9 protein-coding genes are annotated in these 13,993 nt (G+C 63.7%); 5 read left to right on the forward strand and 4 right to left on the reverse strand.

The genetic code is table 11. The features are described from left to right. The first annotated feature begins 1 nt into the window (after position 1). The 3 genes from J6525_RS24070 to J6525_RS24080 are packed head-to-tail and all read left to right on the forward strand — an operon-like array spanning position 2 to position 3,119. Positions 2–2,053, forward strand: a complete 2,052-nt coding sequence (locus J6525_RS24070; protein ID WP_225646560.1) for an FUSC family protein — start codon at positions 2–4, stop codon at positions 2,051–2,053. Next, on the forward strand, positions 2,050–2,256 hold the full coding sequence (locus tag J6525_RS24075; RefSeq protein ID WP_092080457.1) for a DUF1656 domain-containing protein: 207 nt from the start codon (positions 2,050–2,052) through the stop codon (positions 2,254–2,256). The genes J6525_RS24070 and J6525_RS24075 overlap by 4 nt, the downstream gene beginning before the upstream one ends. Continuing rightward, positions 2,253–3,119, forward strand: coding sequence for an efflux RND transporter periplasmic adaptor subunit (locus J6525_RS24080; protein ID WP_225646561.1), 867 nt, complete (start codon positions 2,253–2,255; stop codon positions 3,117–3,119). The genes J6525_RS24075 and J6525_RS24080 overlap by 4 nt, the downstream gene beginning before the upstream one ends. A 72-nt stretch (positions 3,120–3,191) precedes the next feature. On the opposite strand, the gene J6525_RS24085 is transcribed toward J6525_RS24080, so the two are convergent. Together J6525_RS24085 and J6525_RS24090 are read right to left on the reverse strand one after the other, a co-directional pair. After that, the gene (locus J6525_RS24085; RefSeq protein ID WP_225646562.1) at positions 3,192–4,055 is read right to left on the reverse strand and encodes a tetratricopeptide repeat protein; all 864 of its coding nucleotides are present in this window, start codon (positions 4,053–4,055) and stop codon (positions 3,192–3,194) included. Between the two features lie 37 nt (positions 4,056–4,092). Next, positions 4,093–4,743 carry a FecR family protein gene (locus J6525_RS24090; RefSeq protein WP_225646563.1) on the reverse strand — a complete coding sequence of 217 codons (651 nt, stop codon included), beginning with the start codon at positions 4,741–4,743 and terminating at the stop codon, positions 4,093–4,095. Between the two features lie 532 nt (positions 4,744–5,275). Here J6525_RS24090 and J6525_RS24095 point away from each other — a divergent pair. Continuing rightward, positions 5,276–9,682 carry a DUF5801 repeats-in-toxin domain-containing protein gene (locus J6525_RS24095; protein WP_225646564.1) on the forward strand — a complete coding sequence of 1,469 codons (4,407 nt, stop codon included), beginning with the start codon at positions 5,276–5,278 and terminating at the stop codon, positions 9,680–9,682. 88 nt (positions 9,683–9,770) lie between these two features. Here the strand turns inward: J6525_RS24095 and J6525_RS24100 are convergent, their stop codons facing one another. Continuing rightward, positions 9,771–11,540, reverse strand: a complete 1,770-nt coding sequence (locus J6525_RS24100; RefSeq protein WP_225646565.1) for an alkaline phosphatase family protein — start codon at positions 11,538–11,540, stop codon at positions 9,771–9,773. A 306-nt stretch (positions 11,541–11,846) separates the two neighbouring features. Here J6525_RS24100 and J6525_RS24105 point away from each other — a divergent pair, with 306 nt between their 5' ends. After that, on the forward strand, positions 11,847–13,277 hold the full coding sequence (locus J6525_RS24105; RefSeq protein WP_225646566.1) for a cytochrome c peroxidase: 1,431 nt from the start codon (positions 11,847–11,849) through the stop codon (positions 13,275–13,277). A gap of 12 nt (positions 13,278–13,289) precedes the next feature. Here the strand turns inward: J6525_RS24105 and J6525_RS24110 are convergent, their stop codons facing one another. Continuing rightward, positions 13,290–13,976, reverse strand: coding sequence for a hypothetical protein (locus J6525_RS24110; RefSeq protein WP_225646567.1), 687 nt, complete (start codon positions 13,974–13,976; stop codon positions 13,290–13,292). Positions 13,977–13,993 lie beyond the last annotated feature (17 nt).

Here is a 13,993-nt window from a genome sequence, read left to right on the forward strand (position 1 = left end):
CATGCGCGCGGAAGAGCCGTTCCTGGTCCGCCACGCGGATCTCATCTTCGCGTTGAAGACGTTCGCGGCGTCGATGCTGGCGCTCGTCATCGCCCTGGCGATCGATCTGCCGCGTCCCTATTGGGCGATGGCGACGGTCTACATCACCTCGCAGCCGCTGGCCGGCGCGACCAGCTCGAAGGCGTTCTTCCGCGTGATCGGTACGCTGGTCGGCGCGAGCGTCACGGTCGCGCTGGTGCCGAACCTGGTCAATGCGCCGGAACTGCTGTGCCTCGCGATCGCGCTCTGGGTCGGGCTCTGCCTTTATCTGTCGCTGCTCGACGGCACGCCGCGCAGCTATGTCTTCATGCTGGGCGGATACACCGTCGCACTGATCGGCTTTCCGTCAGTGGCCGAACCGGGCAGCATCTTCGATGTAGCCCTGGCGCGGGTCGAGGAGATCTCGCTCGGCATCATCTGTGCGAGCCTGGTGTCGACGGTGGTGTTTCCCCGCAGCGTCGCGCCGGCGGTCGGCGGTCGCATCAGGAGCTGGCTCGCGGATGCGCGCCGTCTGTCACGCGACGCGCTGCTTGACCGCGGGACCGGCGAAACGCGCCGGGCCCAACGCCTTCGACTTGCAACCGACATCGTCGAGATCGATACGCTGGCGACCCATGTCGCCTATGACCGGCTGGCCGACGTCGGCACCGTGCGTGGCCTCGGCGAGGTCCGGCTGCGCATGCTGATGCTGTTGCCGATCATCACGTCGATCGAAGACCGGCTTGCCGCACTCGGCGAGGCCGCGCTGCAAAAGCAACCAGAGCTACGGCGCCTGGTCGACGATCTCGCCGCATGGATCGTGGACGAGGACCGCCAGCGGCAATCCGGCGAGCAGATCCGCGCTGCAATCGCCGAGCGACAATCCGCGCTCGACGGCATCGCGCCGCGGCAGCGCATCATCACGATCAGCCTGCTGCTCCGGCTGCGCGAGCTTGTCGATATCTCGGCCGACTGCCGCGCGCTGGGCGATGCGATTGCCGCGGGCCAGGATATCTCCAGCGTCCCGCTGGCGTTCCACCCGGAGTCGGGGGCCGCACCGGTCCGTCATCGCGACCACGGCATGGCGCTGTGGTCGGCCGCGGGCGCAGCGGTCGCCATCCTGATCTGCTGCGTCCTCTGGATTGCGACCGGCTGGGCCGATGGCGCCTCGGCGCCGATGATGGCGGCGGTCGCCTGCTCGTTCTTCGCCGCGCAGGACGAGCCAGCGCGCAGCATCCGGGCCTTCGGCCTGTTTTCACTGGTCGCGATCGTCATCGTCGCGATCTATCAGTTCGCGCTGGTGCCGGGCATCTCCCATGTCGAGGTCCTGATCGCGGCGCTGGCGCCGACCTTCCTCCTATACGGCTTTTTGATCGCGCGGCCCAAGACCGCGCCGATCGGCATGGCGCTCGCCGCCAACACCGCGACGCTGCTCGCACTGCAGTCGACCTACAGCGCGGATTTCGCCAGTTTCGCCAACACGTCCGTCGCCTTCTTCCTCGGTGTTGTCATCGCGGAGATCGTGACGCGGATCGCGCGCGGCGTCGGCGCCGAATGGATCGCCAAGCGGCTGATGACGTCGAGTTGGCAGGCGCTCGCGGTCGCGGCCGAGCGGCGCGGCCACGGCGATCGCGCGCAGTTTGCCGGCCTGATGCTGCATCGGCTCGGACTATTGGTCCAGCGCATCGCCTTCATCTCCGAGAGCGACCGCCGCGATGCCGACAGCTTGGTCCAGCTCCGCATCGGGCTCAACATCATCGACCTCCGGCGGGCCCGCTACGGCCTCGCCGCAGTGACCGTGCGTGCCATCGACGACATGCTGGACGACCTCGCGGCGGCGTTTCGCGCCCGTGCGGACCAGGCAATGCCGGCCGAACTGTTGTCATGCATCGATGCGGCGCTGACCGCGGTCGTCAAGGACCCCAATGAGCGCGCGCGGGACGATGCGTTGCTCGGCCTCGTCGGCATCCGCCGCGGCCTGTTTCCGGATGCACCCGCGTATCGATCGCAGCCCGAGGAGAGCTTTGCCGCATGAGATATGAGCTCGACATTTACGGCGTGCTCGTTCCGGCGCTGCTGCTGTGGCTGATCGTCGCCTATGCATTGAGCGCAGTGGCGAGCCGGATCATGCAGCGCTTCGGGTTCTACCGGCTGGTGTGGCATCGCGCGTTGTTCAATTTCGCCCTGTATGTATGCCTGCTCGGCGTCGTGGTTTATCTTTCGGAGTTTCTGCCATGAAAGGGAATTTCGCCTGGCTCGGCCGGGTTGCGCTGACCGCGGTCGCCGTCATCGCTGCACTCGCTGTCGCTCGCGCGCTCTGGGTCTACTATATGGAATCGCCGTGGACCCGCGACGGCAGGGTTCGCGCCGACGTGATCCAGGTGGCTCCCGACGTCTCCGGCTTCGTCACCGACGTGCTGGTCAGGGACAATCAGCCGGTGCGTCGCGGCGACATCCTGTTCCGGATCGATCGCGCCCGCTTTGCCCTGGCGCTGAAGCAGGCCGATGCTGCGGTCGCCGGCCATCGCGCGACGCTGGATCAGGCCGACGCCGACCTCAAACGCTACAGCTCGCTGACCACCGATGCGGTGTCGCAGCAGAAGCAGGAGCAGGTTCTGGCGACGCAGCTGCAGGCCAAGGCGGCCTATGACCAGGCGGTCGCCGACCGCGCCGTCGCGCAGCTCAATCTGGATCGCAGCGAGGTGCACGCTTCGGTGAACGGCACCATCACCAATATGGACCTGCGGCCGGGCGCTTACGTCACCGCAGGCAAGGGCGTGATGGCGCTGGTCGACACCGACACGCTGCATGTGGAGGGCTATTTCGAGGAGACCAAGCTCGCGCGCATTCGCGTCGGCGACAAGGCGCAGATCCGGCTGATGGGCGAGCCGGTGCGGCTCACCGGACATGTCGAGAGCATTGCGGCCGGCATCGAGGATCGCGACCGCGCGGCAGGCGCGAGCCTGCTCGCAAACGTCAACCCGACCTTCAGCTGGGTTCGGCTCGCACAGCGCATCCCCGTGCGCATCGCGCTGGACCACCTGCCGGATCGCATCGCGCTGGTCGCCGGCCGTTCGGCGACGGTCGAGATCATGGACTAGCCGGCTGGCCGGGCGCATCCGCGGCGACAGCATCGAGCCGGTGCACCTTACTGCGGCTCGTCGACCACTCGCCTATCGCACGCCGTAGCGTGTGAAATCGTCGCCGATGCTGCCCTGGATCGCCTTGGCCGCCGCCATGTCGGTATTGCCGCCGGCCTTGTCACCCTGCTTCAACTTCGCCAGGCCGCGGCCATAAAGTGCGCTTGCGAGCTTGGGATCGATGCGAAGTGCGGAGCTGTAGTCGGCGATCGCCGCGCCCAGCTCGCCGGTCTTCAGATAGATAAGGGCACGCGAGTCATACGTCGCGGCGTTGGTTGACGCCAATTGAAGGGCCTTGTTGCAATCTTCCAGCGCCGCCTGCAATTCGCCGAGGATGGCCCGGCTCCAGCAGCGTCCGTTCCACACCCCGTCGAGCTTCGGCTCGAGGCGAATTGCCTCATCGTAGTCCTGCGCCGCGCGTGCATAATCGTTCTTCTTCAAATAGGCGCCGGCGCGGTTGGCGAAGGCCTCGCCGTAGTTCGGGTTGAGCCTGATGGCCTCATCGAAGGCGTCGGTTGCGCGATCATATTCGCGCTTCCTGAGATAGGCCACGCCGCGGTTGTTGAACGGCTTGGTGTAGGTCGGATTGAGTTCGATCGATCGATCGAAATCCCGGATGGCGCCGTCGTAGTCTCCCTTGGCGGCGTAGGCGTTGCCACGGTTGTTGTAGGCGATCGCGAGGCCAGCCTGGGTCATGTCCTGCCCCGCATCGATCAGCGCCGTGCAGGCAGCAATGCGCGCATCGGCCGGCGTGCGATCGAGGCCGCTGCACAATCCGATAGTGCGGAGATAGCTATCCTTCTTCGGGTTCTGCGCGACCGCCGGCAACACGGGGAGCGTCGCAACGAGAAGCGATATCAGGCTGACAATTGCGCCGGCGCTTGCACGAAATTTCATATCGGGCCTTGCTTGCACGAAACGGGCTGCGCCTGGCCTAGCACCCTCGACAGATGTTGGGATTGAACTTGTGGAGGGTGTTTTGCTCAGGTTGCTGCGGCGTTCGTGTCCCGACCTTCCTGACCTTGCTCTTGCCCTCTTCAACGAGCGTGGCGAACCTCACCGTTCCATCGTCCGATATCTCGATGCGTGGCGTGGTGCCTCGAATGCCCATCGTTGCCACGGGGGTGTCGATCTTCATGTCGCCGGTCTTCGCAATGTTGCCGGCAACGAAGGTGAACGTCCCATTGGTCAGTTTGAGCAAGGTCGAGTTCGACTTGCCGTTCGGGTCGTACACGAACTCGGTCATCGCCATCTTGGCGTTGCTCGACAGATTGAACGAAGTGCCGTCGGAGAAATTGATCCCGACGCGTCCGTCAGCTCCAGTTTGCACCACGTCGCCCAGATAAACGGGGTCGCCAACCTGCGCCTGAGGTAGTTTGCCGGGCAGCCCTGCCTGAACGACGACTGCATTCGGATGCTCGATCGTGACCGAACCAGTGGCGGCTACGACCCTTCCGATGAATTTCAATTGGATATTGTCCGGTTCGGTTTGCGCCTGAACCTGGCCGGACGTGAGCATTGCGAGCGCCAGGACGAAGCTTGCAAGCAATTGAACAATCAAATGGATGCGCACGATCCCCTCCACGAGAAGATCTTGTCGTGTCGTGGCTCGATGGTGATCGGGACCACCGGGCCGAGACCGCAGGACCTTGAGTGCCAAACGAGTTGTCGCAGACAGGCCTAAATGCCTGACGCAGTTCGACTAAAAATTAATAAGTGGACAATTTGCATGGTAATCATACTATTAATTTTGCGGGGCTGCACGCGCGATAAAGGACAGCTGTTCTGTCCTTTTCGTAAGGCTTCCCCGCAGTATTGGAATTCCATTTTTACTGCCGAATTTGGTTTCAATCAGGACGTTTCAGCGGACAAGCCTATGGCTGACGGCGCGGGGTTTTTCGCCGCGTGGCCGAACCAAGCCAAAATAAAAAGACTGCGGCGCCACTTTCCGCTCGAACTGCCTAACAGGCAAAAAGCCAATGTCAGTTGCGTCCGGCGTAGAGTTCGGGGACGCGTGCATGGCCGTTTTGGGCCAGCCGCCCCGTGTAGTTGGCACTGTTCGGACGGCGATCGGCTGCGGCACAATCGCGCGTGCCCGCGGCATACCGATTCAAATCGTGGCTGGCGATCCCGTTCGCCAGGGTGACGTCATCGAGGTCGGAGCCGGCGGGCGGATCGAAATCCGCCTGGTCGATGGCAGGGCGCTCAATTTGCCGGCCGGCACCCGGCTGGAGTTGGACATTGCGCAGGACCCCAGCGGGGGCTTGCGGCCGGGCCTGTTCGCGAAAACCAGAAGCCTCTTCCGCCTCATCGGCAGCCGGCTCGCGGGGTCTGGCGTCCTGACGGCGGACACACCGGTTGGCACTATCCGCGCCAGTGGCCTCGGCATGCTGTCGTTGGCCGCCCTGACCTTCTCGCTGCTGGAGGACGCCCGGGCCGCGGAGCCGAACGTCACGTTCCTGGACGACGACAACATCAAATACAAGGACCTCCACCACGGCGTGTTCGAACTCGTCACCAAGGAGGCGATCCCCCGTCACATCGTCGTCGAGGATCCCGAAGAGACGATCATCCTGAGCAGAAGAGGCTCCTCCGTCGGCGTGAACCATGCCACGAATTCCCCTTCGCACATGGAGGAATTACGGGAGGCCCAACAGGAGACCCTTGCCTATTTCGAGAAAGGACCGGCATCGAAAGGGTCCGGCATGCCTGCCCTCGAAGGCGGCCAACTGCTGCTGCCGATCAATTTTATTCAGCAGTCCCCGCTGTCGCCGGTGCAAGATACGCTCGGGCCGCAACCGGTGGCGACCTTCGCGAAAAATGATCTCTTCAAGCTGCCGCCGGTTCCGCCGAAGCTGAACCTCGGAGCGGGGCCGACTGAAATCGATACGGTGATATTTGACGACTTCAATGCGGCGAGCGGGACCTTTTCCGCGAGCAGCATCAAGGGCGGCGCACTGAAATTCGGCATCAGCGGAGGCGCCACAAGCGATACGGTGCTGGGACAGGCGACATACGACGTGTCGAGCGTCGGTACATTTGGCACGCTCTATCTCAACAGCGCGACCGGAAACTACACCTTCGTTCCGAACAATACCGCAATCAACGCGCTGAAGGCCAACACGACCCAGAGCTTCGTGATCACGGTCTCGGACGGCGCGCTTTCGGCCAGCGAGAGCTTCGACATCAGCATCCTGGGCGCCGACGACGCCTCCATCATCTCCGGCACCATGGCCGGCTCGGTGGTGGGTGCGGTCGGCGTCAGTCATGCCTCGCCCGGCCTGCTCATCGCAAACGGCACGCTCACCGACACCGATGTCGACGATCCCGCCAATACCTTCACTGCCGTGAACGCGCCGACGACAAGCGCAGGTGGCTACGGCTCATTCACGCTCACAACGGCCGGCGTGTGGACCTATACGCTCGACAACGCTAACAGCTCCGTGCAAGCCCTCCATGTCGGCAACACGCTGACCGACAGCTTCACGGTGACCACGATCGGCGGAACCCCGCAGACGGTGACACTCACCATCCACGGCCCCTTGATCGAGATCGGAACCGCGCCATCGCTGACGTTGAGCGAGACCCATCTGACAGCGACGACGCTGGACGACAATATCGCCGGCTCGGCACCGGACGCCGCGCTGACGACGACATCAGGCGAGTTCTCGGCGGCATTCGTCACCGAACCGGGTCTGACGGTCAGCTACGCACTGACGATCACCGGCGGCAACGGTACGGCGTCAGGGCTGATCGATTCGCATACCGGCCTCGCTGACCTGCTGGTTCTGAACGGCAACACCATCGAAGGCCATGTCGGCACGGCAAGCGGGGCGCTCGCGTTCACCATCACGGTTGACCCGGCCACGGGCCGCGTGACCTTCGTCGAGCACCGCGCGGTCGAACAATCGTCGGGCACCAGCCCTGACGGCGGCGAAGGGATCGCGCTGGGGACCGGCCTCGTCAACCTGATCGCGACGGTCACGGAGAGCGACGGCCAGTACCAGGATCTAAGCATCGATCTCGGCAAGCAGCTGACAATCACGGACGATGGCCCGCGCATCGAGGCGGCGGGCACAGCCCCATCGCTGACGCTGAGTGAGACGCATCTGACGGCAACAGCGCTGGACGACCACATCGCCGGCTCGGCGCCGGACGCGGCGCTGACGACGACTTTCGCCGATTTCTCGACGGCGTTCACTTCGGTGCAAGGCGCCGATGCCGCGACCATCCGCTACGCGCTGACGATCACCGGCGGCAACGGCACGGCGTCGGGGCTGATCGACTCGCATACCGGCCTCGCTGACCTGCTGGTTCTGAACGGCAACACGATCGAAGGCCGCGTCGGCGCGACCAACGGCACACTGGCATTCACCATCACGCTCGATCCGGCCACGGGACGCGTGACCTTCACCGACTACCGGCCGGTGGAGCAACCGCTCGGCACCAGCCCGGACAGCGGCGAAGCCGTATCGCTGGCCGCGGGCATCGTGAGCCTGAACGCCACGATCACGGACAAGGACGGCGACTTCCAGAGCGCCGGCCTCGACCTCGGCAGCAGGCTGACCATCAGCGACGATGGCCCCTGCATCCGTGCCAATTGCAGCGCTCCGTCGCTGACGCTGAGCGAGACGCACTTGACGGCAACGGCGCTGGACGACCATGTCGCGGGCTCGGCACCGGACGCCGCGCTAACGAAAATTTCCGCCGATTTCTCGACGGCGTTCACCTCGCTCGAGGGCGCCGACGGCGCGACGACTCACTATGCACTGACGCTCAACGGAGGTGACTGCACCCCATCCGGGCTGATCGATTCGCATACCGGCTGCTCCGACGTGCTGGTTCTGAACGGCAACACCATCGAAGGCCATGTCGGCACAGCAAGTGGCGCGCTGGCATTCACCATCGCGGTTGATCCGGCCACGGGATGCGTCACCTTCACCGAATATCGCGCGGTGACGCATCCGGCCTGCGCCGGCCCTGACAGCGGCGAAGCCGTGTCGCTGACCGCCGGCGTCGTAAGCCTGGTTGCCACCATCACGGACAAGGACGGCGACTTCCAGAGCGCGTGCATCGACCTCGGCAAGCAACTGACGATCACGGACGATCACCCGACCATTTGCGGCTTCCCGGAGACCTTCGTCGCCGCTCAGGATCATCAGACTGCGACAGGTACCTACGATATCAATTTCGGCGCGGATGGCGATGCCGCGATGTTCGTTGCCGTCCACAACGGTCCAGTCGGCTGCACGGGATATGATCTGGCCACATCATGCCTGGGCAACGGCGTCACCGCGGTGCACGTCACCGGACATGGCGATGACTACAACTTCTACTATACGACCCATGAAGTGGGCGGCGGCGTCGAACTCGACGCGTATCTTACCGATTGCGGCGGCAGGTTGGACGATCCTTATTTCAAGTTGCTGATCAATCCGGATGGAACATTCTGCTTTGATCTCGAGCACGCCGGGCCATCGAAGGACGTCACCGTCCATGGCTCCGATTTTGATGCCCCGATCTGCGGCACGCCGTCATTGACGGCTCCGGACGGACAACTGGTTATTACCGGGTCGGACTGCGCCGGCCAGCCGCTCGATGTCAAGGCATCGGACTGCGGTATTGCGGTCGGCGACAGTGGACTGCAGATGGACCCGGCCGAGCAGTTGAATCTCGCGTTCACCGAGAAGCAGTCGCAGGTCGGCTTCAATCTCACGGAATGGCAGGGCTACGGCACCGCCGGTGTGATCCTCAAGGTTCTTGATGGCAGCGCCGACGTTCACGACTTCTGCATCGATGTTCCCAGGCCGCTCTGCGGCAGTGCCGGCTTCGTGGTGCAGGAGACATCGGATGCTTCGCTGATCGACACCTACACCTTTGATGCCACGACGACGACGTATACGCTTTACGTTGACAGGTCGTTCGATCAAGTCCAGGTCGATTACGATCGGGTGGAAGCCGGGTGTCCCACCTTCGCGATCAACAACATCAGCTATACCGAAAAGACGAGCATCAATGCGGATCTGCTGTTCGATGTGACGGCGGTCGATGCGGACGGCGATTCGGCTACGAGCAACCTTCAGGTCGATATTCAGTGCCACACGGCGGGGATGGACCCCTTCATCTTCGCCGCCAGCCCGGACAGCCCCGCGCCGCCGGTCGGCGCCAGCGCTCCAGCGCCCGATGTTAGTCCGATATCAACGAGTAGCCACGAGGACGCGGCGTTGTCTCAGGCAATCTTGCCCTTTGTAGACGGCGGAACGTCGGGAACGACCGAGCAGTCCTTTCATTTCGCGGAGCCTTCGAGCCTTGAACAGCAGGGAGCTTCGTCCCCTCCACAATTCGATCAAAGCCTCGCGTGGTTCGGCCGCCAAGCCGATTCCGCTGGATTCCAGCTGGCACAAGGAGTTGCAGTTGGTGGAACGCCGGCAGTTGGGCCGGTCCCGGAGCACCAAACAGATTTCTTCCCGGACCATACGCCGGACGCCGTCGTGACCCATCCGCTACACGATCTGATCGTGTAGCGATCCCTTCGTGTAGCGATCCCTTGGGCGCGTGGCCGGCACTCCGGCCCGCATCAGACGTTGACGCGGGCCGGCAGCGTTTCTCGTATCAGTGCCAGCCCTCGCCGGCCTTCAGCGCCGCCGAGAGGCTGCGCACCGGGCGGGTCACCAGCGGGTCGAGGTCGAAGCGCTTTTCGAGCATCTTGAGGATCGACGTGGTGTCGAAGTCCTCATGCGCGACGCCCGACTTGTTGAAGCGCTTGGCGATCAAGAGCGCCGGAATGCGGGTGCCCGGGCCCCACTGGTCCGCAGCCTTGGCTTCGGCACCATGACGATTGAACGGCGGCGGAGGAACGTGATCCCACTGCCCGCCGAACTCGTCGTAGGTGATAACGATCAGCGTGTCCTTGCCATCCGGCCCCTCGACGATCGCCTTGACGAGATCGACGAGATGCTGGCTGCCTTCGGACTCGCTGGTGTAGCCCGGGTGCTCGTTCTCCTCGCCGATCGGCTTGATGAAGCTGACCTGCTTCAGCCGGCCGGTCTTCGCCGCCTGGATGAACTCCGCCTCGTCCTTCAGGTGATCCTTGCGGGCCTGCGTTCCGGGCGCATAGTTGGCGAAGTAATTAAACGCCTGATGGTGGTACTGGAAATCCACGTCCGGGCAGTTCGGGAACACCGCCGTGGAGACATGGTTCGGGTCGGTACAGGTCGTGCCGTTGCCGTTGGTCCAGCCGGAAGCGCCGACGTCGCCGTTGGCGTTCGACCAGCCGCCCGAATACCAGGCCCAATCGACGTGCTTTGCCGACAGCCGATCGCCGATGTTCGGCGTGTGCAGCGGCGGCAGGCGCTTGATGTCGGCGGTGCCCGGGGAATAGGGCTGATAGAACGGCTGCGTGGTGTTGACCGCGTAGTCGCCGCAGGCGAGGCCCGCCGGCAGGCCGGCCTGATTGCACTTCGCCGTCAGCTGCGCATCCTTCACGGTCGAGAGCGGCGTGTAGAGCGGCGTGCTGGTCGGCATGCCGTTGGCATCGACGATCGAGTGGAAGTCGTTAGCGCTGCCGTCATTCAGGGCACCGACGAACTGCGGCGCCGCGGCGGCGACCAGGAACTGGTGGTTGAGGAACGAACCGCCGAAGGCGCCCTGGAAGAAGCTGTCCGCGATGATGTAGTTCGGCGCGCCGTTGCCGTGGAGATAGGTGTAGATGGGCAGCTTCTTGGTGTCGTAATAGCCCATCACCAGACCGGCCGCGTCACTGCCGGTCATGTAGCGGTTCTGCCGGCCGCCGTTCAGCTGGTACTGCTCGCTGTAGAAGCGGTGCACGATGTCCGCGGTGCAGCCGCCGGGCGCGCCGGTGCCGTTGAGGAAACCGTGAGCCGCGAAAGCGCCGAGCGGCTTCGGGCAGGTCGTGGCCGAGGTCGGAATGAATTCATTGATCTCGAACGGCTTGTTCTTGAAGGCGCTCAGGATCGCGACCGTGCCCGTATTGTCGGTGCAGCTCGTCGGTTGCGGCGACGGAGAAGTCAGGTTGACGTCGTTCTGCAGCAGACAGGCATAGACGGTCTGGTTGTCCTGCCGAACCTGCAGGGTGTGCGCCTGATCGGCATAGGATGTGCCGTTGATCCGGTCGCGGCCGACGTCGCCCCAGTGACCGTAGAGGTTATCGAAGCTGTGGTTCTCCTGATAGATGACGACGATGTGCTTGTACTGGTGCACGCCTTCATGGCCACGATCCCGCAGGTCGCGCAGCTCGTCCTTGATCTCGTGCTTAAACTCATCAACGATCTTTTCGACCAAATTCTCTGCGTTTGCTACCGGCGAGATGGCAACGGCGCCAGCAACAACCGCGAGCGCCGGAATGGCTCCCCAAAGCCGCATAGTGCTCTCCTGATTTAGAAAGAAATAGAAATGGAGCTACACGCTATGCAAAACACATTTCGCTGGGATGACTGTTTTTCGACGCGCGCGCAAACGCGCGGACGGATGCTCGCGCACCAACAGACTTTCGTCCTGTCAAACGCAGACTGCGTTGCGGTTCGCTGATCGAGCGTCATCAAACCGCAATCAAAATTCGTCTATCCAGTCAGACGGTCATTGATCCTGCCGACAGGAAACTGTCACCTCCGTGACATCTTCCGACGCACGGCAGCGCATATGCATTTGTGACAGGGGCGTTTTCGCGCAATGGCTTTGGATATTCTGGCGTCCGGCTCCGGAAAACATCGTGCGACAGCTGCCGATCGCGGCGTCAGACCGGCACGGGTCGCGTGGCTGGCGCTCGTCGTTGCCCTGCTCCCGTTGCGCGCGACGGCGTTCCCGCTCGGCGGCGACCAGACCGTGCTGCCGGCCGGCACCGAATTTTCCGAGGAAGCGCTGGCGCGGCCACGCGAGCTCTTTCATTCCGAGGCCGTCGGCGGGCGAAAATCCTATTTGGTCAATCTCGGCGATCTCGCGTTCAACTTGCCTTCCATCCTGGGCGGCAAGGCGCGTCAGGCCGAGATGAGCTGCGGCACCTGTCACGTCAACGGCGCATCGAACCCGAAACTGTTCGTTCCGGGCGCATCCTCCCGCCCCGGCACCTTCGATACGACCAGCCTTGCCTTCAACGCGAAGACGTTCAACAGCATCCTCGATCCGGTCAGGATTCCGAGCCTGCGCGGCGCCCGCTTCCTCGCCCCCTACGGACATGACGGGCGCATCACCTCGCTGCGCGACTTCGTCTATAATGTCATCGTCAATGAATTTTCCGGTCCGAAGCCGCGCGACGAGGTTCTCGACGGCCTCGTCGCCTATATCAACGATATCGATTTTCTCCCCAATCCGAAGATTGCACCCGGCGGCAGGCTTGCCGCGCAGGCGAGCCTGGCCGAGCGCCGCGGCGAGGCGCTGTTCTTCAAGCCGTTCCCGAAGCAGGCCGAGCTGAGCTGCGCCGGTTGTCATGTTCCGGGTGGTACCTTCAACGACCAGATGCGCCACGACGTCGGATCCGGTGGACTGGTCAAGACCCCGACTTTGCTGAACGCCAACTTCAACGCCCCGTATTTCCACGATGGCCGCTACGACAGCTATGAACAGGTGGTCGATCATTTCGATCGTGTGTTCGACCTCGAACTGTCGACCCAGGACACCCAGGACCTCGTGGCCTATCTGAATGCGGTCGGCGACGGCGAACGCCCGTTCGATAAGGACGGCGTCATGCTCCGGATGAAAGAGGTGCTCGAGCTCTCGAGCGTCCTCGAGGTCGCGATCCCGGCTGCCGACACCGCGGTGGTGTCACTGGCCGTGACCGGGGTCGGGGCCGAGCTGCGCGAACTGACCGAGCGCATCCCGGACATCAGGAACACCGCGATCGGTGGCAAGGACGAGCGGCTGGCGGCGCGCGCGATCCTGAAGGACCTCGTTCTCACCCTGCGCCGCATCGATCTCGACGTCGCCGCCGGCCGTGTCGACGATGCGATGGCCGAATATCGCAACTTTGCGCAGCTGGTGCACTTCGACGTACCCGTCGCCCTGAAAAAGGCCGAACCCTGGTCGCTGTTCAACAGCAACGTGCATCAGTCGCACTACACCGCGCTCGGCCGGATCCTGCCGGTAACAAGCCAGCAGTCGCAATAACGGACGGCGTGCTCACTCCGAAGCCGGCGGCTCAACCCATACGTCGCTCTGCTGGATCCGACGGATCAGCGCTTGCGGGTCGAACTTGCGCAAGCCTGCGGGGATTTCAAACGTTTGCGCCGGCTGCGGCTCGTCGCGGATGTGATCGGCAGCGATCACCGTCCCGTCCGCGGTCTTGATCCGTACCGGAAATCTGCGCGCGCGGTCGATCCAGCCGACAAAGCTCAAGCCGAATGGCGCGGCGATTCGAAAGACGTCGGTATCGTGCCCCGCGATCCTTTCCACTCCATCGCGCTCGCAGTGCCACGTCGCGAGGTCGATCGGCGCGGACAGCTGCGCCATCGCCAGCCATTGCCGGCAGGGATCATCCGGATCGACCGGAATGAACATCCGGGTGAGCGGGCTCGATTGCCGCGCGTCCATGTAAGCCCGTGCCGCCGGACGGACGAAATAGGCCGCGGGCTTGCCCGTATCAATCAGGAAGAAGCCGTCGGGCAGCGCGCTTGTCTCGATCCGTGCTTTTCCGCCGGAGACCCGCAAGGCTCCCATGGCGGTTGCCGTGTCGTCCTTGTTCGCGACGAGGTCGGCGGAAAACTGCTGTGCCACGGCCGGAATCGCCGCGCCGGCCAAGATGGCGACGGCAAGCAGGCTGGCCGCGACGCCGCTGCTGATCGCGCACGTCTTCTTATTGCGTTTCATCGCGTGTCTCCGGTCGA

Source organism: Bradyrhizobium australafricanum (assembly GCF_020329495.1).
Taxonomy (GTDB): domain Bacteria; phylum Pseudomonadota; class Alphaproteobacteria; order Rhizobiales; family Xanthobacteraceae; genus Bradyrhizobium; species Bradyrhizobium australafricanum.